This window comes from Leptospira sanjuanensis (genome assembly GCF_022267325.1).
GTDB lineage: Bacteria > Spirochaetota > Leptospiria > Leptospirales > Leptospiraceae > Leptospira > Leptospira sanjuanensis.
The window spans coordinates 1,853,376-1,879,117 of record NZ_JAIZBG010000001.1 but is presented as its reverse complement, the minus strand read 5'-3'; the positions used below and the strand labels follow the sequence as shown (position 1 = coordinate 1,879,117).

26 protein-coding genes and 2 tRNA genes are annotated in these 25,742 nt (G+C 45.9%); 16 read left to right on the top strand and 12 right to left on the bottom strand.

The window, feature by feature from the left end; translation table 11 throughout:
• Positions 1-88: 88 nt before the first annotated feature.
• Positions 89-2,314: an O-antigen ligase family protein gene (locus LFX25_RS08520; protein ID WP_238729864.1), complete on the top strand. Its 2,226-nt coding sequence runs from the start codon at positions 89-91 to the stop codon at positions 2,312-2,314.
• 16 nt (positions 2,315-2,330) lie between these two features.
• Here the strand turns inward: LFX25_RS08520 and LFX25_RS08515 are convergent.
• Positions 2,331-2,416 (bottom strand) — tRNA-Leu (locus LFX25_RS08515).
• 15 nt (positions 2,417-2,431) lie between these two features.
• Positions 2,432-2,502, bottom strand: a tRNA-Cys gene (locus tag LFX25_RS08510).
• A gap of 51 nt (positions 2,503-2,553) precedes the next feature.
• On the opposite strand from LFX25_RS08510, the gene LFX25_RS08505 reads away from it, so the two are divergent.
• From LFX25_RS08505 to LFX25_RS08490, 4 genes are all read left to right on the top strand, one after another.
• Positions 2,554-3,000, top strand: coding sequence for a DUF4505 family protein (locus LFX25_RS08505; RefSeq protein ID WP_238729863.1), 447 nt, complete (start codon positions 2,554-2,556; stop codon positions 2,998-3,000).
• A 616-nt stretch (positions 3,001-3,616) separates the two neighbouring features.
• Positions 3,617-4,081: a hypothetical protein gene (locus tag LFX25_RS08500; RefSeq protein WP_238729862.1), complete on the top strand. Its 465-nt coding sequence runs from the start codon at positions 3,617-3,619 to the stop codon at positions 4,079-4,081.
• Positions 4,078-4,482: a pyridoxamine 5'-phosphate oxidase family protein gene (locus tag LFX25_RS08495; protein ID WP_118956697.1), complete on the top strand. Its 405-nt coding sequence runs from the start codon at positions 4,078-4,080 to the stop codon at positions 4,480-4,482. The genes LFX25_RS08500 and LFX25_RS08495 overlap by 4 nt, the downstream gene beginning before the upstream one ends.
• A gap of 1 nt (position 4,483) precedes the next feature.
• Positions 4,484-5,755 carry an adenylate/guanylate cyclase domain-containing protein gene (locus LFX25_RS08490; RefSeq protein WP_238729861.1) on the top strand — a complete coding sequence of 424 codons (1,272 nt, stop codon included), beginning with the start codon at positions 4,484-4,486 and terminating at the stop codon, positions 5,753-5,755.
• Positions 5,756-5,760: 5 nt separating this feature from the next.
• Here LFX25_RS08490 and guaA read toward each other — a convergent pair whose 3' ends face one another.
• Positions 5,761-7,578, bottom strand: coding sequence for a glutamine-hydrolyzing GMP synthase (guaA, locus tag LFX25_RS08485; protein WP_238729860.1), 1,818 nt, complete (start codon positions 7,576-7,578; stop codon positions 5,761-5,763).
• Between guaA and queF the strand changes: the two genes are divergently transcribed.
• Complete coding sequence (gene queF, locus LFX25_RS08480; protein ID WP_238731554.1) at positions 7,567-8,076, top strand: preQ(1) synthase; 510 nt, start codon at positions 7,567-7,569, stop codon at positions 8,074-8,076. The two genes, guaA and queF, sit on opposite strands and share 12 nt — an antisense overlap.
• An 18-nt stretch (positions 8,077-8,094) precedes the next feature.
• Complete coding sequence (locus LFX25_RS08475) at positions 8,095-8,361, top strand: SemiSWEET transporter (RefSeq protein ID WP_238729859.1); 267 nt, start codon at positions 8,095-8,097, stop codon at positions 8,359-8,361.
• 273 nt (positions 8,362-8,634) lie between these two features.
• Here the strand turns inward: LFX25_RS08475 and lsa33 are convergent, their stop codons facing one another.
• Positions 8,635-9,564, bottom strand: coding sequence for a surface adhesin Lsa33 (lsa33, locus tag LFX25_RS08470; RefSeq protein WP_238731553.1), 930 nt, complete (start codon positions 9,562-9,564; stop codon positions 8,635-8,637).
• A gap of 244 nt (positions 9,565-9,808) precedes the next feature.
• On the opposite strand from lsa33, the gene LFX25_RS08465 reads away from it, so the two are divergent.
• A complete protein-coding gene (locus LFX25_RS08465; RefSeq protein WP_004460119.1) occupies positions 9,809-10,030 on the top strand; it encodes a ferredoxin in 222 nt (73 codons plus the stop codon).
• Between the two features lie 93 nt (positions 10,031-10,123).
• On the opposite strand, the gene fliM is transcribed toward LFX25_RS08465, so the two are convergent.
• Genes fliM through LFX25_RS08435 form a run of 6 tightly spaced genes read right to left on the bottom strand, consistent with a single transcriptional unit; the run spans position 10,124 to position 15,552 of the window.
• Entirely contained in the window at positions 10,124-11,149 is a 1,026-nt protein-coding gene (gene fliM, locus LFX25_RS08460; protein ID WP_010574938.1) for a flagellar motor switch protein FliM, read from the bottom strand.
• Positions 11,146-12,126: a hypothetical protein gene (locus LFX25_RS08455; RefSeq protein ID WP_238729858.1), complete on the bottom strand. Its 981-nt coding sequence runs from the start codon at positions 12,124-12,126 to the stop codon at positions 11,146-11,148. Before LFX25_RS08455 ends, fliM begins: the two co-directional genes overlap by 4 nt.
• 52 nt (positions 12,127-12,178) lie before the next feature.
• The gene (locus LFX25_RS08450) at positions 12,179-12,808 is read right to left on the bottom strand and encodes a hypothetical protein (protein ID WP_238729857.1); all 630 of its coding nucleotides are present in this window, start codon (positions 12,806-12,808) and stop codon (positions 12,179-12,181) included.
• A complete protein-coding gene (locus tag LFX25_RS08445) occupies positions 12,805-13,680 on the bottom strand; it encodes a peptidylprolyl isomerase (RefSeq protein WP_238729856.1) in 876 nt (291 codons plus the stop codon). Before LFX25_RS08445 ends, LFX25_RS08450 begins: the two co-directional genes overlap by 4 nt.
• Positions 13,677-15,089 (bottom strand): argininosuccinate lyase, encoded by a 1,413-nt coding sequence (gene argH / locus LFX25_RS08440; protein WP_238729855.1) that lies wholly within the window; start codon positions 15,087-15,089, stop codon positions 13,677-13,679. Before argH ends, LFX25_RS08445 begins: the two co-directional genes overlap by 4 nt.
• Positions 15,090-15,111: 22 nt before the next feature.
• Positions 15,112-15,552 (bottom strand): heme-binding domain-containing protein, encoded by a 441-nt coding sequence (locus LFX25_RS08435; protein ID WP_238729854.1) that lies wholly within the window; start codon positions 15,550-15,552, stop codon positions 15,112-15,114.
• Between the two features lie 110 nt (positions 15,553-15,662).
• On the opposite strand from LFX25_RS08435, the gene LFX25_RS08430 reads away from it, so the two are divergent.
• Genes LFX25_RS08430 through LFX25_RS08420 form a run of 3 tightly spaced genes read left to right on the top strand, consistent with a single transcriptional unit; the run spans position 15,663 to position 18,044 of the window.
• Complete coding sequence (locus tag LFX25_RS08430; RefSeq protein WP_238729853.1) at positions 15,663-16,127, top strand: NfeD family protein; 465 nt, start codon at positions 15,663-15,665, stop codon at positions 16,125-16,127.
• Positions 16,128-16,162: 35 nt separating this feature from the next.
• Positions 16,163-17,110 (top strand): SPFH domain-containing protein, encoded by a 948-nt coding sequence (locus tag LFX25_RS08425; protein ID WP_238729852.1) that lies wholly within the window; start codon positions 16,163-16,165, stop codon positions 17,108-17,110.
• 1 nt (position 17,111) lies between these two features.
• Positions 17,112-18,044: an SPFH domain-containing protein gene (locus tag LFX25_RS08420; RefSeq protein ID WP_238729851.1), complete on the top strand. Its 933-nt coding sequence runs from the start codon at positions 17,112-17,114 to the stop codon at positions 18,042-18,044.
• Positions 18,045-18,223: 179 nt separating this feature from the next.
• Here the strand turns inward: LFX25_RS08420 and fliN are convergent, their stop codons facing one another.
• Positions 18,224-18,742, bottom strand: a complete 519-nt coding sequence (gene fliN / locus LFX25_RS08415; RefSeq protein ID WP_238729850.1) for a flagellar motor switch protein FliN — start codon at positions 18,740-18,742, stop codon at positions 18,224-18,226.
• Positions 18,743-18,838: 96 nt separating this feature from the next.
• Between fliN and LFX25_RS08410 the strand changes: the two genes are divergently transcribed.
• The 4 genes from LFX25_RS08410 (at position 18,839) to LFX25_RS08395 (ending at position 22,406) form a co-directional block, all read left to right on the top strand.
• Positions 18,839-20,137, top strand: a complete 1,299-nt coding sequence (locus LFX25_RS08410; RefSeq protein ID WP_238729849.1) for an AAA family ATPase — start codon at positions 18,839-18,841, stop codon at positions 20,135-20,137.
• 148 nt (positions 20,138-20,285) lie between these two features.
• A complete protein-coding gene (fcpB, locus tag LFX25_RS08405) occupies positions 20,286-21,113 on the top strand; it encodes a flagellar-coiling protein FcpB (RefSeq protein ID WP_238729848.1) in 828 nt (275 codons plus the stop codon).
• Between the two features lie 60 nt (positions 21,114-21,173).
• Entirely contained in the window at positions 21,174-21,608 is a 435-nt protein-coding gene (locus tag LFX25_RS08400) for a hypothetical protein (protein WP_238729847.1), read from the top strand.
• A 15-nt stretch (positions 21,609-21,623) separates the two neighbouring features.
• Positions 21,624-22,406 (top strand): 16S rRNA (uracil(1498)-N(3))-methyltransferase, encoded by a 783-nt coding sequence (locus LFX25_RS08395; RefSeq protein WP_238729846.1) that lies wholly within the window; start codon positions 21,624-21,626, stop codon positions 22,404-22,406.
• Here the strand turns inward: LFX25_RS08395 and impL63 are convergent.
• Entirely contained in the window at positions 22,395-24,038 is a 1,644-nt protein-coding gene (impL63, locus tag LFX25_RS08390) for a cytoplasmic membrane protein ImpL63 (RefSeq protein ID WP_238729845.1), read from the bottom strand. The genes LFX25_RS08395 and impL63 overlap by 12 nt on opposite strands.
• Before the next feature lie 291 nt (positions 24,039-24,329).
• Here impL63 and LFX25_RS08385 point away from each other — a divergent pair, with 291 nt between their 5' ends.
• The gene (locus LFX25_RS08385; RefSeq protein ID WP_238729844.1) at positions 24,330-25,634 is read left to right on the top strand and encodes an O-acetylhomoserine aminocarboxypropyltransferase/cysteine synthase family protein; all 1,305 of its coding nucleotides are present in this window, start codon (positions 24,330-24,332) and stop codon (positions 25,632-25,634) included.
• Positions 25,635-25,742 lie beyond the last annotated feature (108 nt).

The window sequence follows — 25,742 nt, the reverse complement described above, 5'->3', positions numbered from 1 at the left end:
CCGGTTCTTTTTTCTAATGGTAGAATGAATTCTTTCTCTGTCATTGGTTTTTTTAAGGGAAAATGAAACGATCTTCGGGGGCATTCAATTGAAAGAACGAATCACAAACGTACTCCAAACTCTGTCCTTGGTTTCTCTCGGATTATTTCTTTTGAGCTTTCCTCAATCAGTCAGCGTCTCTCAGATTTTCGGAGGACTTACGATCGCATCCGCCTATCCCTTGTTCTTTCTCGACTCTGAATCCTGTACAACCTGGAAACGAATTCGAATTCCGTTTTTGCTTTTTTTCGGAATTTATCTTTGCCTTTTTGTCTCTTCCCTTTGGCACGCGGATCGCTTCTCCCCTTTCTTTCAAAAGTTTTTAAAACAATCCGAGTTCGGAGATTTTTGGATGCTTCTTTTGTTTCCCGCTTCGTTTCTGGTGGCTTCTAAAGAAAAGAACCAAATCGTTTTGAAACGATTTCTCTTCGCGTCCGCTTCGATCGCGATTCTGTTGGGCTGCATCAGTTTATTTTCCGAAGTACGAATCGGGAAATTCGTCGCCAACGGATTTCGCTACGCGCCCGGCGATCGCCTTCAACATTTTTCGGGGAACGTCGGTCCGATCAAACTCTATCTTCCCCTCGGAATGATGAACACGCACCTTACGTTCGGCGGTCTTTTGGGAATCTTCCTACCCGGACTTTTCGTGGATTGGTTTCAGTGCGTAAAAAGGAAACGGGATTTAACGCTGTTTTTCAAAACCCTTTTGGTATTTGCAGGATTTGGAATCTTATTTTTCAACCAGAGCCGATCGGTTTGGCTCGGAGTTTTTGTGACGTTGTTCCTTCTTCTGGTAAAAGGAACCTTTGGGATCCGAAAAAATCTCCCGAATTTTTCCGTAAGCAAAAGAATTGCGACCGGACTGGTTTTACTAGGCATTTTGATTTCGGCGGGATATTTATTCCGAACCAATTGGCTGATCCAAAGATCGATTTCTCAAATATTCGAAGTTCATAATACGGAAAATCAGCGATATTACATCTATAAAAACACGATTCCATTGATTCGAGAACATTGGTTTGCGGGAGTCGGCGGAGGCAATTACAAGGATTCCCATTGGAAAGAATCCGCAAAGATGATTCAAGCGAACGAACAACTTTGGTATGAACTGTATATCACTCCGAGAGGACACGCGCACAACGATCTTCTTCATTTTTTTACCACCGGCGGAATTTTCGCGGTCCTATTGTTTCTTCTGTTTTGGGGAAGAATGTTCTCGAACTTCTTTCGTTCCGATTACTCTTCCATACAAGGAATTCCGATTTTGGCGATCGGAATTTTAAGCCTGTTTCCGGCCGGATTCTTTCAGTGTTATCTTTTGGACGACGAGGTGGTTCTTCCCTTTTTCGCGTTTTGCGGAATCTTTTTGGGAGGACGGCTCGCGATAGTCCATCCGAAGAATTCCAGCTCCGTTTCGAATCGAGTGTCGACGCTTTCCGATCCGCGGGAAACGAAGGGATCGATTTTCGGCACGGAGGAAACATCCCCGCCGATTCTAAGCGTATCTCCATCGTTCGGAAGTGTTGATCTTTTCTCCTGGATCTACAAAAACCGACTTTTTCTAGTTCAGATTCTCGCATCGATCGGCGTTCCGATTCTTCTCTATTGGTTGTTTTGGATTCCTCGTTTGTATTTGGAACCGCTGGAAGTTTATAACCGAAGAGTTCGTTCTTCCGAACCCGCGCTGATTAAAGAAGTACAAAAGAATATTCTAAAATTCGAATCTTTCAGAAATGCGCCCGAATCGATCTTAAATCGGGATTCGAGCGGCGCCGACGACACTTCGCCTTCCCACCCGGACGATTCGGCTTTCGGTTCAGGACGATTTGTCTTTGTTCCCTCGGGGCTCGGTATAGAGCAGGCTTCTCTTCCGTTCCAGGTGGAAGGTTGTCTAACGCACCGATATCCGAATCCGCCTCTTCCTCGCAGAACACCGTTTAGCTTTACGATTTTTCTTCCGGAAACTCCGAAGAATTCTCCCAAAACCGCGGAGATCACGATCGTATCTCGGGATTCTTTCGATCAAGACCGGCTCTACTGGGCGCACGGAGAAGCGGATCTGTTTACGATCCATGTCGCATTAAAAAGCGGAGAAAATCCGATCCTGGTAGGCGGAGGACTTCTCGAGACGACTCCCCGGGAATTTCCGAACGAAGTTTTTTTCCGCGATTATAGAATCCGCTTTTCCGGTTTTGAAACGGGAAAACCGATCGAATTTCCGAAACTGTATTTTGGGAAGATTTGCGATACGGTGCTTCCGTTGCCGCAATAGAGGAAGAAAAAACCGTTGGTACCTGGAGCGAGACTCGAACTCGCACGCGATTGCTCGCACAGGATTTTAAGTCCTGGGTGTCTACCATTCCACCATCCAGGCAGATACAAAACAGTGAGGCGTCGCCCGGATTCGAACCGGGGATCAAGCTTTTGCAGAGCCATGCCTTACCACTTGGCCACGACGCCGTTATAGGGTATGATTTTAAGGGAAAGATCAGTGTCAATAGAAAAGTCCATATGAGGCAAAGAAGAACCTATTTTTATCGGATCGACGGACGAGGAAGACTCTTCCACGATTTTTCAGAACTCAAGGATCCCGCGTTTCTGGATTTTTTTATAGAAAGAATCCGAAAGAACGACACGGGAGAACATTCCGAGTATCCGTTCCTTTCCGTTTGCAACGGAGAATGGAATTTCATACAACCTGCGACGACGATTTTCGTATTTCGAAAATTGGAAAACGGAAATCTCTACTATTCCCCGAGTCATTTCGTTTCGTTTCAACCGGAGAATCTCAAGGTCTTTCACGAGTCGCTCGCTCATCCCGCCCCTCTCGACGAATGGGGTTCTTTTTCTTCCGAACTTCTTCTCGAATTTTCCAAACGAATTTTACAGCGAGAGAATCAACTTTTCCTGGAATACGAAGGAAAAAACTTTTTGATCTCAAAAGAGGATTCTCACTGAATCGTAACGGGAAATTCATTTTCAGCACAAAGTCAAAACAATCAAACTAAGCCCAGACGATTTCAGCAATTACGGATTGTATAACATCGTCGAAGCGGGTTTTGATTAGAATTTCAAAATCAAAGCAGATTTTAGCCGTTCTTACATTTCAAAATCTAAGTAGATCGCGCAATTCTTGCATAAAGAAACGCTCTTCTTCAGTTCACTCCATTAGGATTTTCTTTCAATTTCGATTTATTTCCGAATACAAAGGCCCCGCCGATTGAACAAACAAAAGAATGCTTCTCTCTTTAAAGCGAAGCAAAAGAACGGATCAGTCCCTTCCTCTTTCAACGCCAAACAAGAGGTCTCAGCGTAACACAACAAACATCGGGGAGCAAAGAATATGTTCCACAGAAAGATTATAAAACTCCAAACTATAACCCAAGGATCAAATTTAAAATTCGAATTTAATCCTGAGCGGATTCCTAAAAATAGAAATTCAATCTAAAATAGTAATTTATAATTATTGAATATAAATTTCAGAATCACGGGATTTCAATCTTCAATTCTGCTTGCAGATTTTCATTTGCCAAGAATTGTGAATCACCTTTTCATCGGAGGAAATTATTAAAGAATGTTATCTCAAGAAGATATGGGCGATCTCATCGGCCCCTTATCCATCAGCGTAGCGACGCGAGATGGAGAACGAAGACCGCATTTCGCAAGAGGATTCGGAATTCGACTCGAAGAAAATCAGAAACAAATGACCGTTCTGATTCCGAACGTCGTCGTATCACAATGTCTGAAAGACATAGAGGACAACGGACAAATCGCCGTTACGGTCGCACACATGTCTTCCTTTCAAACCAGACAATTCAAAGGAAACGTAATCCGTAAAAGCGAATGCGCGGACTCCGATTACGAACTCATGACCGCCGTTCGAAACGCCGGCTCGGAAACCAGTGCGATGTTCTTCGGACCAAAGGCGGGGGAAGGCTGGGGAAAATACATTCTTAAACCCGCAACCGCAATCACATTCGAATTGTCGGAACTTTTCGACCAATCGCCCGGAGCCAAAGCGGGGGAAAAACTGAAATGATACCGGAAACACTACAACCCTGTCTTCAAGGAATCGTTCCTAGCATCATGGTAACTTCTTCCAAGGAAGGGATTCCGAACGCAACCATCGTAAGCCAAGTCTATCAGGTGGATTCTTCTCATGTGGCGATCTCGAATCAATTTTTCGGGAAAACGCATATCAATTCCGTGGAAAACCGTTACGCAATGTTGCAGGTTTTGAATCCCGAAACCCTCGAACCATGGATTTTAGAGATCTACTATCAAAGAACCGAAACCGAAGGCGATTTGTTCGACGCGATGGAAATGCAGTTGGAAGCGATCGCATCCATGTCGGGGATGAGCGAAGTGTTCAAGTTGAAGGCGGCCGATATATTCGAGGTACGCTCCGCGAGAATTCTTTCGGAAGCGAAGGAAGCATAACGTGCCGAACGAACAGGAAATCGAAGACTTCAAAAAGCAGTTTGTCGAGAACCAAAAAGGAATCGAAGAACTCAACCAGAAGCTGAACCGGAAAACCAGAGAAGTGGAGATCATTCAATCGATCTCCTCCGAAATCCTCAACACTCTGGATTTGGATCTAATTTTTGAACGAATCATGAAAGTCATGGACGAGGTTTTCGGGTTCAAACACGCAATGATTCTGATGGTCGAAGAAAATTCCGAAATTCTCAAGGTGGTAGCAAGCCGCGGTTACGAAGAAGGCGGAATCGGGGCTACCGTAGAATTCGGCAAAGGTGTGATCGGAGTCGTCGCAAAAAAAAGAAAGATCATGCGAATGGTCGGAATCAGCACGCAGATGCGCTATGCGGGTCAGGTCGGACAATCTTTGGGAATGGAAGAAAAGAAAATCGAACTTCCCGGATTAAAGGACGCAAAGAGTCAGATCGCGATTCCGCTTCTCGTAAAGGAAAAGTTGCTCGGCGTCTTTGCAGTGGAAAGCGCGGAAATCAACGCGTTCAAACTTTTGGACGAAATGATTTTGAGCATCGTAGGAAATCAGATCGCGGTCGCGATCGAAAACGCCGCGGCCTATCATACGCAGCAGCAATTATCCGAAGCTTACAGTCGTTTCGTTCCGAAAGAACTCCTTTCTCTTTTGAGCAAACGATCGATTCTGGAAACGCAGCTTGCCGATCAAACCGAAGGTCTTATGACTGTTATGTTCTCGGACATTCGTGGTTTTACGACTCTTTCGGAAACGATGACGCCGAATGAAAACTTTCGATTTATCAACGATTACTTGGGAATGATCGCGCCCGTCATCAAAGAACACCACGGGTTTATCGATAAGTTTATCGGAGACGCGATCATGGCGATCTTTCCTTCGCGAGCCGAGGACGCAGTGGAAGCTTCTCTCGCTATGATGCGCGCCTTACGTCGATTCAACGAACTTCGAAAGGAAAAGAATCAGGATCCGATCGATATCGGAATCGGTATTCATACGGGACATCTGATGCTCGGAATCATCGGGCACGAAAACCGCATGGAAGGAACTGTGATCGGAGACAGCGTGAACTTGGCTTCCAGAGTAGAAGGTTTAACGAAAGAATTCAAATGTTCGATCATCGCGAGCGAAGTCACGATCGCATCGCTCAAAGACAAGGACCGATTTCAACATGAATTTTTGGACGAGGTCAAGGTAAAAGGAAAGTCGCAGGCCGTAAAAGTATATAAGATCGAAAGTCCCGCTTAACGGCTTTATTCCCACTCGATGGTTCCGGGAGGTTTGTTCGTGAGATCAAAGAACACGTAACGTATCCCCGGAATTTTATGGACTTCCGTTTTGATTTCCTGCAATAAAGAACGCTCCATCCGAAAAAAATTCGCCGTCATCGCTTCCTGCGATTCCACCGGACGAAGAACGATGCTCTTTTCGTCTTCCGTTTCACCGATCGGCAATAGAACGACGGGCATCTGCCAAATTTTATCGTAAAGCCCCGCTTTTCGAATCACCGTTTCGACCGCATGATCCGCTTCTCGCAGAAGATCCGAACATTTTTTGTCCAACTGCATTCCCGTAAATCGAAAGTTCAACTTCTTTACTTCCGGTTCAAAGGGAAGAAGAACGACACGATTGATAAAGTAGAATTGGTTCGAAAGATGCGTTGCGACCCGGTCGAGGGTTTTCCAATCGGTTCCGACATCGTTTAACACCGCGCAGTTGGCATACGATCTTCGATCGCCTTTGACTCCCACGCTCGCTACCGGAAGAATTTTCCCTTCGAGTCCATTCTGGGTCGCGAGGTACGAATCGATCGCCTTTTGATCTTCGGGCTTTCCTTGTTTCTCCACGGCGAGCATACGAACCACAAGACCCGGTCCCGGAAACGGATGACGTCCCACCCACTCCGGCTCCAAACCGAGAATCACTCCGAGATCGCGAACTTCGTCTTTGTAAAGATCGCGGATCGGTTCGATCACCTTCCCTTCTTCGATCAATTTTTGAATCGCTTCGACTCGGTTGTGATGCGTCTTGATGGTATGAGAATGTTTGGTCCCGCCGGATTCGATCGTATCGGGATAGATCGTTCCTTGTCCTAAGAGCCAATCTCCGTGTTCCAAATCGAGATCTTTCACGGCGCGATCCCGCGCTTCCAGAAATAAATTCCCAACGATTTTTCTTTTCTCTTCCGGATCGGATTTACCTTTCAGACTTTCGTAAAAAAGATTCGATTCGTCTCTCACCGTTAGGTGAATGTTCTGCGCGGTGAGCTTCTCCTGAAGGGGAAGAACTTCTCCCTTTCTCATGAAGCCAGTATCGATTAAAAATCCGAGAACGCGTTCAGCGCCGAGCGCCTTGCATAAAAGAAGATAGGAAACGGTGGAATCGACTCCGCCCGAAACGAGCATGAAGATTTTCTGCTCCGGTTTTACGGTCGCTCGAATCTCTTTGATTTTTTCCTTTAAGAATTGATCGAGTCCCCAGGTGCGGGAAGCTCCGCAGATCTGAACGAAGTTGTCCAAAAGGATCGAACCCTTTTCACTATGACTGACTTCCGCGTGAAACTGAATTCCGAAAATTCGCTTGGAAGAATTCTCCACAACCGCATAACCGCAATCTTTCGAAGAGGCGATTCTCGTAAAGCCGGAAGGAAGTTTTACCACCTCGTCTGCGTGGTTCATCCAAACCTGTTCTCCTCCGACAAAATTCTTCAAAAGAGAAAGGGAATTGCCGTTGGAAACGTGCAGTTCGAGAGAAGCAGGTCCGTATTCTCCCGTGCCGGAACGTTCGACCACGCCGCCCAAAAGTTTCATGATGAGTTGATGACCGTAACAAATTCCGAGAACGGGAATTCCGAGTTCGAAAATTTCAGTCGAGATGGTGGGAGAGTCCGGTTCGTAAACGCTTTCGGGTCCGCCCGATAAAATGATGCCTGCGTATTTTTTATAATGGGAAAGCGGTTCTTCGTTGGAGAGAATTTCCGTATAGGCTCCGAGTCTTCGGATTCTGGACGCAATCAGATGGGCATACTGCCCACCGAAATCTACTACGGCAATTTTCTTCTGGATTTCCATTCCACCCCTCTTTGGGACTTTGATACGGACTCGGATTTGGGAAAAAGAATTTTCGCTGTGGAGAGATCGAAAAGTCTGGTCATCAAGGAACTATTCATGGAAACGAATCATCCAGAAACCTACGACGGAAGACAGGACCATATTCCTGCTCTGAAAACTCCCGAAATCGAATCTTTCACCAATGTTTACGAGGGAAAGGATTATACAATCGATTTTACGGTTCCAGAATTTACCGCCGTTTGTCCAAAGACAGGGCTTCCGGATTTCGGAGTGATTTACGTTTCCTACATTCCGACCAAACGTTGTATCGAACTAAAATCCTTCAAAGAATACATTCTCAGTTATCGCAACGTGGGAATCTTTCATGAATTTCTCGTGAATAAGATTTTAGAAGATCTGATCCAAGCGGTCCAGCCGAAATACTTGAAAGTGATCGGAGATTACAACGCGCGCGGCGGAATTAAAACCGTCGTGACGCGGGAATATTCAAAGACCTAAACGGATTTTTAAACCGACATGGACTCCATTACGTTTTTAGGTTATATCGCTTCGCTCTTGACTACGGTTTCTTTCTTACCGCAGCTCATTCGAATCGTGATGGGCGGAAGCACGAAGGACATTTCCAGAAACATGTATATCGTCTTCGTGACCGGTGTGGTTCTCTGGTTTATCTACGGCTGCCTCAAACAGGATTTTCCTATCATCTTAGCGAACGTGTTCACGTTCATCTTCACTTCGATTATTCTTTATTTTAAACTAAGAAACGACGCAAAGGGAGAGTGAGGTTTTGTCGGAGTTCCGACAATTTTTCCGTGAAATTTTTGCGCCCCACCCAGTTTTTGGGTGGAGGGGAGAGGTGGCGGGAAGAAATTTCAGACGAATTTTCCTATATCAGAAAATCATTCTATTTGCAAGTATCTTTTTGGACGTGGCTTCGTCGGAACTCCGACAAATTTCTCTCTTCGATCCCAAACATTCTACCTAAAACAAAAAACCCCGACTTCGCTTAACAAAAACGAAACCGAGGTTCCTTGAAAAAGTGAAACTCGAACTTTCTTATTGAGGTTTAACCTGGTCTTTGAGGGATTTTCTGGAATTTTCCAAAGCTTCCTTATCCTTGTCGATCCCGGACTTGATGTTCTTTCTTTCTTCGTCCGCGGCGTTTTTAATCGCTTCTTTTTCCGCTTTGCCCGACTCTTTCACCTCGTCGATCATTCTACGATTTTCTTCTTTCGTAGCGTTGATGAGTTCTTGATTTCTTTGTTTTTGTTCCTCCAAACCTTGGAGAATTCTTTCTTTATTCTCCTTAAAGTCCTTCAGAATCTCTTCGATTCTTTGTCTTTGTTCTTCGGTCACGGATTGAACGGTCGCAGCGTCTTCTTGAAGTTCCTTCAACTCGTCTTCGGAAAGTTTTTCTTCTTTCTGAGTTTTACCGTCGGATACGATCTTTTCGCCCGCGTCCGCGGTATTGGTTTGATCCGGATTGTCGTTATCGACGACTTCTACCGCCCCATCGGAAACGAGCGTCTCGGTTTTGTTTCCTTCCACTTCCACCTGGAAATCGGTTCCGCGAACGGCCGCGGTGGAAGTCGGAGTGGAAACCTTAAATCCGGAGGACTTGTTCAGCTTCGTACCAACCTTGGAAAAAATCTTTCCTTTGTTTAAGCTGATATCCGAATAGATCTCCGCGTTTTTCGAATCCACATAAATCTTGTTCAACGTCAGACTCGTATTTTCTTTGATACGGATGATAACTCCGTCCATCAATTGAACGTCCGCGTAGGAATCCTTTCCCGTTTCGATTTTATCTTCCGGAAGAATGAACTCCGAAAGTCCTACTTTCTTTTCCTTTCCTGCTTTATCCGAAAGTTTAACGGTTCCTTTGATAAAGGTAAAAACTCCGCCCTGCAAATCATCCTTTTTGGATTTTCCACAGTCAATAGCGAATAAGACGATCAATGCAAGGCATAAACCTTTTTGAATCATTTCGGGTTCTCCCATTTACAAATTCTATTCCGGGCAAAGTAGCATGAAATTTATTTCAAGTCCACAGTTTTCCCTGTTTTCCATAATCTAGTATCCCGAATTCTACCGAAACGGACTCAAACGACGCTTTTCCTAAAGGAAGAACCTAAGAAAAGGACTTGCCGTCTAAGTAGTGATTAGAAAATTGATCTTGGAACCTGTTTTTTAAGCGACCGGGAGAACCAACCCAGGAGAATCGAGGCCTATGGCGACTAAAATTGCGTATGTAGACAAGGACAACTGCACTTCCTGCAATCAATGTGCGGACAATCTTCCGAAATACTTTCAAATGGATGACAATGATACTTCGGAAACTCATATCGGAGGAGAAATGGTAAACCAAGCTCCGATCCCGGAAGAAGACTGGAAAATCGTTCAGAAAGAAATGGACGAATGCCCGGGCGAATGTATCCAGTGGAAAAAATAATTTCCAAATCCTAACCTGGTCGAGCGGCTTCCCGCAAGAAGCCTTCTTCGAATTTTAAAAGGCGGCGTTAAACCGCTTTTTTTATGCGTTCTCTTAATATTCCTGCTCGGAACGGGTGGAACCCAAGAGTTCGTCGGGAATATCCTCGACTCGATCTCCGATCTGAATCGCAAGTCTGCTTCCCACTCTTCCCGGAAGACATTTGAACTTCTTTCTTTCTCCGACCTTTACGATCATCTCGGATCTCGTGGACGTGTTCTCGAGTTTTACCACGTCGCCTACGGAAAGATTCATGAAGTCGTTGATGGAAACGTCCACCGAACCGACTTCTGCGATCAACGGAATCGCAACCTGATCGAGACGCTCTTGGATCACGGCGCGGTTCTCGTCGAGTTCCCCTTTTCGAATGGAAGAATACCAATACTGCGCCGACAACTTATTGATGATCGGTTCGATCGTGATGTAAGGAATACAAAGGTTCGTCATCCCTTCCACTTCCCCGATCTTGGTTTCGAGTGTGATCAAAACCACCATGTCGTTGGGAGGAACGACCTGAGCGAACTGAGGATTCGTTTCAATGTTCCCCAGCCTCGGTCTTAAGTCGATTACCGTGGACCAGGATTCCCGCATGTTCCCGAGGATTCTCACGATGATCCCTTCCATTACGCTCATCTCGATCTCTGAAAGTTCTCTGGAAATCTTTGCCTGTTCTCCCTTACCACCGAACAGACGATCGATGATCGTAAACGAAATCGAAGGATCGATTTCCAAAATCGCGGAACCGCGGAGAGGGTCCATGTTGATTACGGCAAGTGTAGTCGGGTTCGGAATCGAACGGATGAATTCTTCGTACGTCAACTGATCCACCGAAGCGACGTGAACGGATACGAGGGCTCGAAGCTGCGCCGATAAACCAGTAGTAGCCAAACGCGCAAAAGTTTCGTGCATCATCTGCAGAGTACGAATCTGGTCTTTTGAAAATTTATCCGGACGTTTGAAGTCGTAGATCTTTACTTTTTTCTGTTCGGAAACGGAAGCGTAATCCGATTCGTTGACTTCTCCGGAACTGATGGCGCTGAGTAGCGCGTCAATTTCATCCTGGGATAAAATCTCTGTCATTTCTTCACCTTCGCTACTAAGTTAGACACTTTCCAAAAGCCTCCTTGTTCGTCGGGAACTCTTCGGAGAGTGTATGTATATTCGTATTTAGAACGCAGTCGATTCAGTCTTCTTTCCACAAAAACGGTCACCTTTGCCAAACTCGGAGTTACGGTTTCGGTATTTAAAATTCGATACGAATGGAGAAGCCCCGCTCTGGACTCGGTCAAATATCGTTTGAAATTCTCCAGTAAAAAATCGCGTTCCGATTCTTCCGCGCGATTGTATTCTTCCGAATATTGATCATACGCTTGCACGTATTCCGGAAAATAGATCCACTTAAAGTGATGTGTCCAATTCTTTTTCTTTTCCGAACCGAGAAACAAATGAATCACCTCTTCCGGCTCGAGCCCATCCACGGTCGGATCTTTTTCCGGAATCGAGGAAAGAACGGGTTCGCTGTGTTTTTCCTCGTAAAAGAAATAAGGCTGATTGCGGGAACGGATAAAGAGCGCGGGCATTTCCTGAACGTTCGGATGAAAATAGGCCGTTACGAAATACTTTTTTCCCGGGTTCAGATCAAAGCGGGAATTCAGATCGATTTCTTTCGAGAAAACTTCGTCCTTATGGAGAATGATTTCTTTGATTTCTTTTCCTTCCAGAGATTCGATCGTGTTTCTTCGTTTTAAAACCGGATCGATCCGCCGTTCTTCGTCTCTTTCCGGGATTTGATTTCCGTCCTCGTCACGAACCACGATTCGATAGGATTCAAGATCGCGACCGGAAGGAAAAATGCGGACGACTTCGTTTCCCGTATTCGTAATGGACATCTTTACGGGAATCCGATCGTTTTCCCGATAGTGGATCTTTTTCAAATCCAAGGTGATGATTCCTTGTTGTTTGAGATAATTTTCAGATACGGAACCGCGTGCATCCCGTTTAGGAAACGCAACGAGAACCAGAGGCGTGAGTACGATTGCGAAAAGAATCCGGATCATTCTGGTTTATTTTCGGCAATTTCTCCCAAAAGCCGCGAAAAAATACGGTTTTTTACCCCGGAGATTTGGCGTCTTCTATGAGCATTTCCGCAATTCGGATCAATCGTTTGAGGATCGGTTCCACTTTTTCATAGTCGTCGTAACAGGAAATAAGCTTTTCCATGGGAGGTTGAATCAGAGAGATCGCCTTCGAGGAAAGAATCAACGAGGAAAGGTTGTCTTCGTTTAACAAATTGAAGGATTCGAGCTCCGTCAGAAACCGATTGATCTCCTTGATGAGCGCTTCGTCCCCGATATCGTTCTTTTCGAAAAAAGATTCAATTTTTAGAATATAATCCGTCAGAATCTGTTTGATCTTGGCTTCGTCGTCGGTCGGTCTTCGTTTTGCAGTGAGGGAATTGATCGTTCCGTATTTCGACATCGCCGTTTCGTAAAAGGAATGCACTTCCTGACGTTTGGAATGGATGATCCGAAAAAGTTTCAGAATTCCCACCAAACGATCCGGAAGATTCTTCCCTGCGCTCGTTTCCAAGACGGCGGTTCTCGAATCCTGATCGTGTGCAGGAAGCAAAGACAAGCGGTCCAGGATGCGGCTCGTGCTGGAACCGGCGGAATAACTCGCCAGTTCCTGAACCACGGCGAGATACAATCCCGCCTGAGCTTTGTTCGGCGCGGCGCTCATTGTGCCGTGGTCGCCGCCGCTCTTTTATCTACGATGAGAACTTTTTTGATCGTCGTTTTGGAATTTCCGGCCTTTACGATCCGATCCACTACGTCCGCTCCGGAAACCAATTGTCCGAACACCGTATGAAGTCCGTCCAAATGAGGAGTATCGACTTGGTTGATGAAAAATTGGGATCCGTTCGTGTTCGGTCCGGCATTCGCCATCGCGAGAGAACCTTTGATCGCTCTGTGAGACTTTAAGGTTTCATTGTATTTATATCCGGTTCTAAAAAGAATTTCGAGAACGGACAACTTCTTTGCGTCTTCGAACGCTTTTTCGATCAGTTCCCGTTTTGACTCGGCTTCTTCCCTGTTTTTAATTTGAAGTTCGTTGGCGACTGCTCTTTGCAATTGATACTGATAATACGGAGCTTGTCCGGCTTGGATCTTGTCGAGACCGAGTGACTTTCCGTTGATCTCGTCGTCGAACCGGTATCCCGGTCCTCCGGTTCCGTCGCCGTTCGGACAACCGCCTTGGATCATAAAGTTCTCTATGACTCGGTGAAACGTAAGTCCGTCGTAAAAAGGTTTCTTCACCTTTTGTCCGTTTCTTGCTAAGAATTCTTTTTCACCTTGTGCCAGATCGATAAAGTTCTGAACGGTTTTCGGCGCGTCCTGATCAAAAAGCTCCACGGCCATGTTTCCCTGAGTCGTTAAGAAGATCGCATACACGGCGGGTTTTTCCGGTAAAGGAATCACCGCAGCATCCGGCTTGGGAACTACGACCGAAGAAGGAGTATAAACTTCCGGTTGGTAACGGTTTTGTGCAAACGGATTTCGGTTACACGCAAAAAAGGAAAGAAGGATAACGGTTCCGGTGATGATTCTCATACAAACAATGTTTCGGCTTCCCGTAAAGATTCCAGCGCAATTTTTAACTGCTCTTCTTGTCTTTGTTTGGAAGTTCCTCCATAAGATATTTTTTTATCGGTGGAAAGAGAAAGAGAGACGGCGTCCTCGTATTCCTTTCCCGCAAAATGTTCGGAAATCGAAATTCGATCCGATTCCGGTATATCGAACAAGGTCTTTTTTCGTTCCACACATAAACCGACGAGCGTCCCCACAAGCTCGTGGGCGGTTCGAAACGGAATTTTCTTTTGGTCCACGAGAAAATCCGCGAGATCGGTGGCGGTAGCAAATCCGTTTTTTAAAGAAGATTCCGCCCTTTCCGGAACCCAAACCCAACCCTCGATCATTTCCCGAATTCCTTCCAAGCTGATCCCGACGGTTTCGATCGAATCAAAGAGAGCCAACTTGTCTTCCTGCAGATCTCGATTGTAAGTGGAAGGCAATCCCTTAAGCATCACGAGAAGATGATTCAGATTTCCGATGACCCTTCCCGCTTTTCCGCGGATGAGTTCGGCTATATCGGGATTCTTCTTTTGAGGCATAATGGAAGAACCGGTCGTCAACGAATCGGGCAAACGCAAAATTCCGAACTCTTGCGAAGAATACAAAATGATATCTTCGCAGATCCGGGACGCGTGGATCATCCACTGCGAACAAGCGAATAGAAATTGCAGGATATGATCCCGGCTGGAAACCCCGTCCATAGAGTTGTGGGAAATTTTAGAAAGCCCCAATTCTTTTCGTAAGAATTCCCGATCGGTCGGGTAATTCACGCCGGCCATCGCTCCGCTTCCCAAGGCCAATTCTTCCGAAGCCTTGAGCGCAAACCGAAAAAATTCCTGATCTCTCTCCAAGGCCCAAAACCAGGAAAGAAGATATTGAGAAGCACGGATCGGTTGCGCGACCTGCAAATGCGTATAACCCGGTAGGATTACGTCCACGCTTTGTTTGGCTTTTTCATACAAAGAACGTCGGAGCGATACGATGGATTTTAAAATTTCTTTTCCTTGATGAAGGATATAAAGCCGTACGTCCTGAGTTACTTGATCGTTTCTCGATCTGGCCGTATGCAATTTTTTTCCGGTCTCGCCGATGAGTTCGGTCAATCGGGATTCGATGTGCATGTGAACGTCTTCGAGCTCGCTTTTGAATTCGAGCTTTCCTTCTTCGAGTTCGGTTTTGATTTGGTCGAGGGAAGTTTCTATCTTGGACAATTCTTCTGCGTTTAAGATGCCGATTTGTTTCAGCATTCTTGCGTGCGCGATGCTGCCTTGAATGTCTTCCTTATAAAGTTTATGATCGAAGGATACGGATTCTCCGATCCGTTCCATGATCGAAGAAGCCTTTTCCTGAAATCTTCCGCCCCAGAGTTTTTTGTCTTTCCCAGTCATAACGTCTTTGCCAGATTATTTTTCATTCTTCTTTCTGATACTCTTCTTCCAGGTCTTGAATCCAGTTTTTCAAAACGTCCAATTCTTCCGGGGAGATTTTTGCGGATGGATGAAAAAGCACGTAATCCGCCGGAGGCATTTCTCCTTCTTCGAGGGTTTCCAAAATCGAATCGCCTCTCGTGGATTTTTCCTTTTTCGTCAAAGTCTTCCACTGCGAAAAATTAAGTTCCGCTTTTCCTTCTTCCACATGATGATAGAGATACGCATTGACCGGAAAAATTTTGGAATACCAAGGCCAGACCGTCAGATCGGAGTGACAGTCGTAACAGGATTTCCTCAATATTTTTTTGACTTCATCGGAGGTTTCGATCTCCTCTCGATTGTCTCCACCGGGAGGGTTTAAAGGTAGGAATTGCAGGAGGAAGAGCGCTAAAACGAATCCGAGAAGAAGTTTCTTTTTCATGCCTTTCTCTGGATAGTTCCGTCCGTTTCCCTTTTTTTTAAAATAGAAAAAACGGATTGAACTCTGAAAAAAATTTACGAATCTGTTCCACTCGGGAGAATGCGTCTTTCATGCCTGATTTTCTTTCCAACCTTCCCGTAACGCTCTGGATCGGCGGCGGCGTTCTTTTGATTCTCGCCGAATTTTTTATACCCGGAACCTTCGTCGCCTTTTTGGGAACCGCCGGTATTCTCACGGGAATCGTCGTTTATTTTTTCGATATTTCCCTCGGGTGGCAACTCGGGTTGTGGGCCTCGCTTTCCACTCTTCTCATCTACGCGGGAAGCGAGACCATTCGAAAAATCTTTCCGGCTCAAACAGAACACTCGGTTCCGGAAAATGATCAGATCGGAAGATTGGTTCCGGTCGTCAAAGACGTTCTTGTGGAACGTAAGGGAGGAAGAGTTCTCTTTCAAGGAGTCGAGTGGGACGCCGTTTCCAAAAAGAGTCGGATTCCCAAAGGAAGCAAAGCGAGAATTTTAAGCCGAGACAATCTCACCTTTCTCGTGGAACCCTTGGAACTTCCGGAAGACTGAATTCATTCTGAAATAAAAAATAAAAAGGAGATACTATGTCCGCAGGGTTTATATTCACGCTATTCTTCATAGCGCTGATCTATCTGATTCGAAAAACGTTCATCATCGTTCCTCAACAATTTTGTTACGTCGTGGAACGCGTGGGAGTTTTTAAAGGAGCCTTGGAAGCGGGTTTTCATTTTCTCTGGCCCGTCATCGAAGTCGTCAAGTACAGACAAAGTCTCAAAGAAAGCGCGATCGACATTCCTCCGCAGATGTGTATCACAAAGGATAACGTTTCCATCGCGGTGGACGGAATTCTTTATCTGAAAGTAGTCGATCCGTATAAGGCTTCGTATGCCATCGAAAATTATATGCTCGCGACGCAACAACTCGCGCAGACGACTCTTCGTTCCGAAATCGGAAAACTCATTCTCGATCAGACGTTCGCGGAACGGGACGATATCAATTCCCACGTTGTGCGCGCTTTGGACGAAGCGACCGATCCTTGGGGAATCAAGGTGACAAGATACGAAATCAAGAACATCTCCCCTCCGAAAGAAATTCTCCATGAAATGGAAGAGCAAGTAAAAGCGGAGCGCGTCAAACGCGCTGAGATCACGATCTCGGAAGGAGAAAAACTTTCCCGGATCAATCGCTCCGTAGGTGAAAAAGAAGAAGCCATCAACGTTTCCGAAGGGGAAAAAATGAAAAAGATCAACGAGGCCGAAGGAAAGGCTTTGGAGATCGAGCTGATCGCAGAGGCGAAAGCCAAAGGAATCCGTATGATCGCGGAATCGATTTCTCGCGAAGGGGGCGGAGAAGCGGTCAATTTACAAATCACGGAAGATTATCTCACGGGCCTCGGTGAAATTCTAAGCGTTTCCAAAACTACGATCCTTCCGACCGAACTCGCAAACATCGCGGGAGTGTTCGAAGGTCTTTCCAAAGTTACCGGAAAACTTCCGGAAATCAAAGCTCCGAAAGAAAAGGAAGGTCAATAAGATGGAAACGTTTCAAACCACGTTCGTAATGATATTCTGGACCTTGTTCGGAATCTACTTCGCATACAAACTCTACCGCTCGATTCGAATCGTTTCAGCGCAGGATTGTATCGTCGTCGAAAAGTTCGGTAAATACAGTAGAACTCTGCATGCGGGCCTTCATCTTCTTTGGCCTTTTATCGAAAAGGACGCCTACTACCACACTCTCAAGGAACAAGCGACCGACGTTCCTCCGCAGACTTGTATCACCAAGGATAACGTGAAAGTGGACATGGACGGAATTCTTTATTTGAAAGTGTTGGATCCGCACAAAGCGAGTTACGGAATCAACGACTATCAATTCGCCGCTTCCCAGCTCGCGCAAACCACGATGCGTGCCATCATCGGAACCATGGACTTGGACGTTACGTTCGAAACACGGGACGCGATCAACAGCAAGATCTTAGAAGTGCTCGATCAAGCTACCGAGCCTTGGGGAATCAAGGTGAATCGTTACGAGATCGTAAACATCACTCCACCGAAATCGATCTTAGAAGCGATGGAAAAAGAGAAAAAAGCGCAGATCACGAAGAAGGCGCAAATCTCCTTATCCGAAGGGGATCGCGACGCGAGAATCAACCGTTCTCTCGGTTTTAAGGAAGAAGCGATCAACAAGTCCGAAGGGGAAAAACAAAAACGGATCAACGAGGCTGAAGGGGTCGCTAAGGAAGTGGAAGCGATCGCAACCGCTACCGCAAAAGGGATCGAACTTTTGGCTCAGTCCATCAATGCAAAAGGCGGAAAAGACGCGGTCAAACTCAGAATCGGCCAGAAGTTCATTAAGGAATTTGAAAAGATTTCCGGCAAGAAAACGGAAATCGTTCTTCCGTTGAATCTGACGAATTTCCGTTCCATCCTGAAATCCGTTTTAGGGAACGTGGATCAGAAAAATTAAGATTCGATTTTGTCGAAGCACGGAGATTTTGTCGTATGACGAATCTCCGTGTGGGAACTCATACAAAAACGGAGAAGGAGAAGAAGTCACGGAATTTTCCAAATTTGTGGGAACTCATACGAATTTCTGATTACGACGAATTCGTTCGATATTCGATTGGATGTGGGAACTCATACAAATCAAAGTCTTCTGCTTTGTTCCACGATCTCCGTAATTTGAATCCCGTAAAAGTCGTCCATCGCGACGAGCTTACCTCTTCCGACCAAGCGGCCGTTGGCAAGAATATCTAAATCTTCGCCGACATTCTTATCCAATTCTACGACAACACCCTCGTTCAGACCGTTTACGTCCTTGATAAACATATTGGTTCTTCCCAACTCCACCGTAAGAGCCAGGTTTACGTCCATCAGTAAGTTTAAGTTCGTGGATTGAGACGGCGAAGCTTGACGAGAAGCCGGTCTTGGCGCGGAAGGTGCAGGGGTCGAAGAAGGTCCAAGCGCCGCGGAAATATCCGCAAAGGAAGGCGCATCCGATCCGCCCCCTCCGCCTCCGGGAGCATCGCCTCCTCCACCCAACAGAGAATCCAATTCTCCACTGAGATTAAAATCGGATCCGCTTCCGGCTCCAGGTGCGGCGTCACCGCCTCCGCCCGTCAAAAGGGCGTCTATATCTTCCTGTGAGAGTGACCCTTCTCCCATTTTTCCTTCTCCTTTACGAATCCGATAGTAAAGAAATCGACAGAATCCTAGATTCCTACAACAGTATTTTCAGTTTCAAACGAGGTATTATACACTTTGAGTTCCCCCTCATCCTCCGAATCGGCTTCCGACAACACGATTCCTTCCGAAGTCGATTTTACGAAAACCAAGAGCTTTTTACACGAAGAACTGAGCGTGCTTGGATTCTCCAACGCCGATCTTCCCGTTGTAACCTCCGAAAAAAAAGATCTTAAGATAGAATTCGGTGTTTCCTCCGTTTCCAAAACGGCCCTCTTTGATTGTCTTCAAATTCTGAAGAATCATATCGAGAACCTGCGAATTCATACGTTCGAGCCGGGATACTACTGCATCCAAGCCCTCCATGAAAATCTCTTCGAAACCAAAAATCTTTTGGATACGATCCGCTTTCGATTCTATTCCGGAAGAACCAAAAATCGAGTCGAAATCACCAAAAAGGGAGATTTTACAAGAGAAGAATTGTTCGCGACCCTCGAACTCTTTAAATTCTTAAAATCGGAAAAAGGGGCCGAAACCGCAAAACCGGAAGAACTCTTGGCGTCTCTGGGCGTAGAAGTCTTTCATCCCTTGGACGCGGAGAAGAACGGAAAATCAGTTACCTTCGATCAAGTCGCAGGATACGACGGGGTAAAACAACAGATTCTGGAATCCATCATTCTTCCTTTAAAAAACCCCGACATGCTCGCGGAACTCTCCAAACTCACGCGCAAGTTTCCGAGCGACACAAGGCCGCGAGCCGTTCTTTTTGAAGGAGATCCGGGTGTCGGAAAAACGACGATGGCCCGCGTGGTTTCCTGTATGACGGGACTTCCTTTGATCTATGTTCCGGTGGAATCCATCATGAGTAAATACTATGGAGAAAGCGCGCAGAACATGGCCTACGTCTTCGATGCGGCCGCGCTCTTTCCCGCCTGTTTGATCTTTCTGGACGAGATCGATTCGCTCGCAGGAAGCAGAGAAGAAGGAATGTTCGAAGCCACTCGTAAGATTCTTTCCGTTCTGTTACGAAAGATCGATGGTTTCAGTAGCCAGAGAAATTCCGTTACCATCGGAGCTACGAACCGAAAGCAGGATTTGGATCACGCTCTTCTCTCCCGATTCGATCGAACCATCTACTTCCCGTTACCCGATCTTTCCGAACGTGCTAAGGTTCTGGAGACATATGCCGTCCATCTTTCCGAAACCGAGCGAACCAAAATCTCGGAAGGTTTAAACGGACATTCGGGAAGAACGATTCGGGATTTCTGCGATTTGGTGGAGCGCAAATGGGCCTCCTATCTCATTGAAAAAGGATTGAAACCGGTCCCACCACCGTATGAACTGTATCTGGAAAATAGCTCCACCCGATCGAAATAATATCGGATTTTTGAATAAAAAGTGGTGCATTCATTCAATCTGGAGTCTATTATTCCCGATAATACACATAGGATTTTACGACCAGCGTATGATTTATATACGTCTGATAAGTAAAATTCAAATATCCGCTTACTAAGGACAAGGGGAAATGAAACTTCAAAAGCTATTTTTAGTAGTTCTCGTCGCAATTTCTACTGCGGTATTTTCTCAGCAAAATTCCAACGCAGACCAGAAATCACAATCAGACGCTCAGTTAGGCCAGTCCATTCTGGAAACAGAGAGAAAACTCGATGAAAAGATCTTCGAATTGAACCAAAGACTGACACGTCATACGGTTCTTATGAAGATGAAAGTGAGAGTTCTCCCGTTCAGAACCGTTCTGTTTAAAGGAAAGGCGAACAACGACGAATGTGCTCCCGCACTCAATCAGGAAGATCCGGCAAACAACTGCATCCGTGTTGAAGTTTACGACTTTATCCGCGATGAAGAAAGAGGATTGAACAAAACCGTTCAAGGATCTCTCGCAAAATACATGGAGATCTACTTCGAAGGTCAAAACAGCAATGATCCTGAGCCTAGATCCGAACCTCCAAGAAATATCAACAAACTGAAATCCAAAATCTATAAGAATAATATGGTTCTGGAAGACAAGATCATCTCCGAAGTGATGGACAGAGGACCGAACACTCAACCGTCTCACAACGATAAGGTGGAAGTTTTCTTTCAAAAAGACAACTATCCGGAGTACGGTCGTCCGGAAACCCCCGCTGAAAAAGGCGTCGGGAAATACATCCTCGCGGGCGTTGAGAACACAAAAACTCACCCGATCCGCAACTCGTTCAAAAAGGAATTCTATATCAAACATCTGGACCAGTTTGATAGACTCTTTACCAAAATTTTCGATTACAACGATCAGTTAGGAAACGAAAATTACAAAGAGAACGTAGACGCTCTGAAGGAATCTCTCCGCTACTAAAAAGTGCGATACATTCTCCCTTGTCCCCGATGCCAGACGGAACTCAGGATTCCCATTGATTTGGGAAAACTGACCGTCCGGTGTCCGCGGTGCTATGAATCTTTTTTATTCGATCCGGACAACGCCGGAAAACACGGCGACGGCTACTTTGAAAAGGATTCCAAAGAAGACAATCCCTATCGTAAAAGTTCTCTCGAAACCTTTTGGAATCGTTTCCGTCAAAACACATCCGACTTCGGGCGCCGGTTTCGTACCGCAAGCGCGCAGACCTTCGGACAAACGCCCGGAAAACGGTTTGCAAGAAATCTTTTACTCATACTCTTAGCGATCGGAATCGTTCGAACCTGTTTCTTTTCTCCGTTCTCCGATCTGCAAAATCAGAATCCGTTTCCGGATCAGACTACCCCTCAAGAATCGCAGCCGCAAGAAATCATACCGGACGAACCTTCCACCACTCCTCCGCAGCAAGAAACCAAACCGAAATTTGAAATCTAAGCGCGTCCTCTTCCCTTGAATCTTTTAATCTGCAAAGAAGAATGGAGAATCGGAAACTCGAACCGTTTTTCCATCAACGATCCGCAACGCACCGAACATATATTCAAAATTCTGAATAAACGATCGGGAGACCGTCTGAAAACGGGACTCTTAGACAAAAGCCTGGGTTTACTTAAGATCGAAGAAATCGGACCCAAGGCATTGACCGGAACGTACAAACCGATTCTGATTCCGAAACCTCGTTTTCCGGAAGTGCATCTTTTAATCGCGGTCAACCGTCCCCCGACGGTTCGGAAGATTCTCCAGTTGGCCGGAACCTGGGGTGTGGCGACAATCCGCTTCTTTCTGAGTAAAAACGCCAGAAAAGAATATCGAACCTCCCCGATTTGGAATCGAAACGAAATCGAATCGGAACTTGTGGAAGGGATGGAACAAGGAAAAAATATCTTTCTGCCGAAGGTTCGCTGGGATTTCGAAAAACGAGCGGACGCTGTTTTAGAAGAAACTCTTTCCGCGGAAAGCGGTTTCGGACTTCGTTGGATTTTAGATCGAAAAGGAGATTCTCCGTCGAGAATCATTCGCGAAAAAAAATCGCATGCAGAATTTCGAATGGATTCTCCCTTGAAAATTTTGGCGGCTATCGGCCCGGAAAGCGGTTTTATCAAAAGTGAAATCGATTTTTGGAAAGAAAAAGGATTTCAAACCCTTCACCTTTCCAGCCGTGTTTTGCGGACCGAAACCGCCGTCGCGTTTCTTTTGGCCCGACTGGAAGAATCGGAACTCTTTTTAGAACGTTAAGTTGCTCGAAAAAAGAACCTTCTGTTCGTCCTGCGCTTCGTATTGACTCGATGTCGTATTGTAAACCCACTTGCGGACGTTCTGCAAACGAACCGCTGCAAATCCGAGATTGATCGCGAGTTCCAAGGCGCCTTGAGAACGATCGTCGAGTTTAAAGGCTTCCTTGTTTTCGTCGAAACCCTTCTTCATATAATATCCGTTTAACAGAACCAAGGTGCCCAATGGAATATAAACCCCGACGAACACCCGAGAGTTGTTCGGTCCGGAATAATTTTCGTAATTGGATTCGACGGCGATTCTGTAAAAGCTGAACAACACGGTCGTAAAGTATCCTTTTACCTTGGCGGCATCGGGATCGGCTAACTTTGCCGCTTCGAGTTTCGTCTGCGGGATATTGCTCTGCAGATTGCTTTGATAGCGTTCCAATTCGTAGAAACTGTCGAAATACATCGGAATATAATTGGCGGTCATATTTCTGTATTCCGGTTTTACCTGAAGATAGATGTCCTTGCCGCCCAAACGAAGAATTGCTCCGTAATGCGTTCCTTTCGCTCCGTCGATCTGTTTGATCTTATTCACGTCGTAATACGGAGTGAGTTCGATGTATTTGGCGCTTAACAATTTGTATTCGAAGTCGAAACCGGTGATCGTCAACTTCTCCGTGGATTTTACGAGAGGATTGTTGTTGTCGTCCACTCTTAGTTTTCCGGTCGTATCGAACTTCAATTCCAAAGGGGCCTTGTTGTCGAATGCGGTCGTGTATCCGATCGCAAAACGATTGCTAAAGTTATCCTGATTGAAAAGTTCTTTGAGGTTCTGCGGCTTTTCCGGTTTTTTATCCGCGGGTATCATCTCCTCTTTTTTCTCTTTCGTCTTTTGATCTTCGATCAAAGCGCGATAAGATTCTTTCTCTTCCGCTCCTACTTCTTCGTAGACCTTTTTTCTTCCCGCCTCGTCCGCTACGTTTCCCTGTCCCACGGTCAACATGGTTAAGAATTTCGCGCGGCCCGTGATGATATCAAAGAGTTTGAATCCTACGGCGAAAGGACGGATATAAACGCGGGCGGAACTGACTTCTCTCGTGTAAATGGAGTTCGCAAATACCTGCACCCCTCCGTAATCGCTGTTGATGTCGGCCTGAAGACCCACGTTGTACACATCCAGTCGTTGGTTGTTGACGTACCGGTTTACGATCGTTCCGTGTCCGATATAACCGTCGAACATCTTTCCCAAATACGCGGAATACGTGACTTCTCCGGGTGTGTATTTTCCGTATTGTCCGAACCAGATATTGTTGATCAATCGAAGATAATCGCTCTTTTCGTTGTAATCGAAGGAACGCAACTTTCCGATTTTGGAATTCTCCTGTTTCGGATCGACGTCATACATCAAAAAGTTCAAAGGAACGGTCAAAGACGCTCCGAAATCCCCCCCGAAGTTGAAGTTCACCGTCGGTGCGACATAGAGATAGTAGTCGTTCTGGTATTTGTTGATCCCGAGATCATACGTAAACGGATCTGCGGGATGCATGTATTGTCTGCCGGGAGGCATCCAGAGTTGAGCCTGAATTCCTGTCTGAATGGCAAAGAAAAGAAATAGGAAAGAAAATAGATATTTCGAGCGTTTGGTCATGTCGGATGGATCACCGAAGATTCTTAAAAATCCCGTTCATTCTCCTTCATCTTTAGCATACTCAATTATCGGTAGAAACGAGCCTTGAATCGCTCCTCCTACGAATCTAAAATCGGAAAATATGCGATTTACGGGCATTAGGGGGAGAATAAGATCAGAAAACTCTAGAATTGCAATGGAAATTTTTTTACAAATCGATCCACAGAAACAGAAGTTAAATCTGTTATAACGGAATTTTGTTTGACATTCTAAACCAATTTCTAAGAATTCGAGAAAAGGAGAACTAGCCGAATGCCAAGAAATTATAAACCCGAAACGATCGCGCTCCACGGAGGACAATCCCCCGACCCAACCACAACTTCCAGAGCCGTGCCGATTTACCAGACCACGTCCTACGTTTTTAAAGATACGGACCATGCAGCTCGTCTTTTCGGCCTGCAGGAATTCGGAAATATCTATACGAGACTGATGAATCCGACCACCGACGTCCTCGAACAAAGAGTCGCCGCTTTGGAAGGCGGAGTTGCCGCGCTTGCTACCGCGTCCGGTCAAGCGGCTGAAACGCTGGCGCTTTTGAACATCGTGGAAACGGGACAAGAAATCGTCGCTTCCGCTTCCTTGTACGGGGGAACCTATAACCTTCTTCATTATACTTTTCCAAAACTGGGAATTAAGGTTCACTTTGTGGATCCTTCGAATCCCGAAAATTTCCGTAAGGCCGTGAACGATAAGACCAGAGCCTTTTACGCGGAAACCGTGGGGAATCCTAAATTAGATACGTTGGATCTCGCCGCGATCGCCAAGGTTGCGCACGAATCCGGCGTTCCTTTTGTCGTGGATAACACCCTCCCTTCTCCGTATTTGGTCAATCCGATCGAACACGGTGCGGATATCGTAGTTCATTCCCTGACTAAATTCTTAGGCGGTCACGGAACTTCCATCGGCGGGATCATCATCGATTCCGGTAAATTCAACTGGGGGAACGGGAAATTTAAAAATTTTACCGAACCCGATCCGAGTTATCACGGACTGAAATACTGGGATGTTTTCGGTAAGTTCGAACCGTTCGGCGGAGCGAACATCGCATTTATCATCAAAGCGAGATTGCAAGGTTTGCGCGATACCGGAGCAGCACTTTCTCCGTTCAACGCATGGCAAATCCTGCAAGGCGTGGAAACTCTTCCGCTCCGTATCCGCAAACATTCCGAGAACGCTCTCGCAGTCGCGGAATACCTGAGTAAACATCCGAAAGTATCCTGGGTCAACTACCCCGGTTTGAAAACGGACAAGAATTTCGCATTAGCAAAGAAGTATCATAAGAATGATCTTTACGGTGCGATCCTCGGGTTCGGAGTCAAAGGAGGAGTTGCGGAAGCGAAGAAGTTCATCGACGGTCTCGAGTTATTCTCCCTTCTCGCAAACGTGGGCGATGCGAAGTCCTTGGCGATTCACCCGGCTTCGACTACGCACCAACAGTTGACTCCGGAAGAACAACTTTCCGCGGGTGTAACTCCGGACTTCATCCGTCTTTCGGTCGGTTTGGAAAACATCGAAGATATTCTCTTCGATCTGGAAGAAGCTCTGAAGAAAGTTTGATCCCGAAGGCGATCTGACTTTTTTGGAAATCGGACGCCACTTTTCTTTTCCCTTCTCGTCCAAGAAAGTAACTGAAAAGTTACCCGGTGGAAAGGAAAGTGGCAAGCA

Bases quoted from the DNA above. Each gene is read 5' to 3' on its own strand.
- fcpB (WP_238729848.1), top strand. From the start codon at position 20,286: ATGAAACTTCAAAAGCTATTTTTAGTAGTTCTCGTCGCAATTTCTACT.
- LFX25_RS08505 (WP_238729863.1), top strand. From the start codon at position 2,554: ATGAGGCAAAGAAGAACCTATTTTTATCGGATCGACGGACGAGGAAGA.
- impL63 (WP_238729845.1), bottom strand. From the start codon at position 24,038: ATGACCAAACGCTCGAAATATCTATTTTCTTTCCTATTTCTTTTCTTT.
- LFX25_RS08430 (WP_238729853.1), top strand. From the start codon at position 15,663: ATGCCTGATTTTCTTTCCAACCTTCCCGTAACGCTCTGGATCGGCGGC.
- LFX25_RS08420 (WP_238729851.1), top strand. From the start codon at position 17,112: ATGGAAACGTTTCAAACCACGTTCGTAATGATATTCTGGACCTTGTTC.
- LFX25_RS08445 (WP_238729856.1), bottom strand. From the start codon at position 13,680: ATGAGAATCATCACCGGAACCGTTATCCTTCTTTCCTTTTTTGCGTGT.
- LFX25_RS08425 (WP_238729852.1), top strand. From the start codon at position 16,163: ATGTCCGCAGGGTTTATATTCACGCTATTCTTCATAGCGCTGATCTAT.
- LFX25_RS08455 (WP_238729858.1), bottom strand. From the start codon at position 12,126: ATGATCCGGATTCTTTTCGCAATCGTACTCACGCCTCTGGTTCTCGTT.
- LFX25_RS08450 (WP_238729857.1), bottom strand. From the start codon at position 12,808: ATGAGCGCCGCGCCGAACAAAGCTCAGGCGGGATTGTATCTCGCCGTG.
- argH (WP_238729855.1), bottom strand. From the start codon at position 15,089: ATGACTGGGAAAGACAAAAAACTCTGGGGCGGAAGATTTCAGGAAAAG.
- LFX25_RS08435 (WP_238729854.1), bottom strand. From the start codon at position 15,552: ATGAAAAAGAAACTTCTTCTCGGATTCGTTTTAGCGCTCTTCCTCCTG.
- fliM (WP_010574938.1), bottom strand. From the start codon at position 11,149: ATGACAGAGATTTTATCCCAGGATGAAATTGACGCGCTACTCAGCGCC.
- LFX25_RS08495 (WP_118956697.1), top strand. From the start codon at position 4,078: ATGATACCGGAAACACTACAACCCTGTCTTCAAGGAATCGTTCCTAGC.
- LFX25_RS08475 (WP_238729859.1), top strand. From the start codon at position 8,095: ATGGACTCCATTACGTTTTTAGGTTATATCGCTTCGCTCTTGACTACG.
- guaA (WP_238729860.1), bottom strand. From the start codon at position 7,578: ATGGAAATCCAGAAGAAAATTGCCGTAGTAGATTTCGGTGGGCAGTAT.
- LFX25_RS08385 (WP_238729844.1), top strand. From the start codon at position 24,330: ATGCCAAGAAATTATAAACCCGAAACGATCGCGCTCCACGGAGGACAA.
- LFX25_RS08500 (WP_238729862.1), top strand. From the start codon at position 3,617: ATGTTATCTCAAGAAGATATGGGCGATCTCATCGGCCCCTTATCCATC.
- fliN (WP_238729850.1), bottom strand. From the start codon at position 18,742: ATGGGAGAAGGGTCACTCTCACAGGAAGATATAGACGCCCTTTTGACG.
- LFX25_RS08465 (WP_004460119.1), top strand. From the start codon at position 9,809: ATGGCGACTAAAATTGCGTATGTAGACAAGGACAACTGCACTTCCTGC.
- lsa33 (WP_238731553.1), bottom strand. From the start codon at position 9,564: ATGATTCAAAAAGGTTTATGCCTTGCATTGATCGTCTTATTCGCTATT.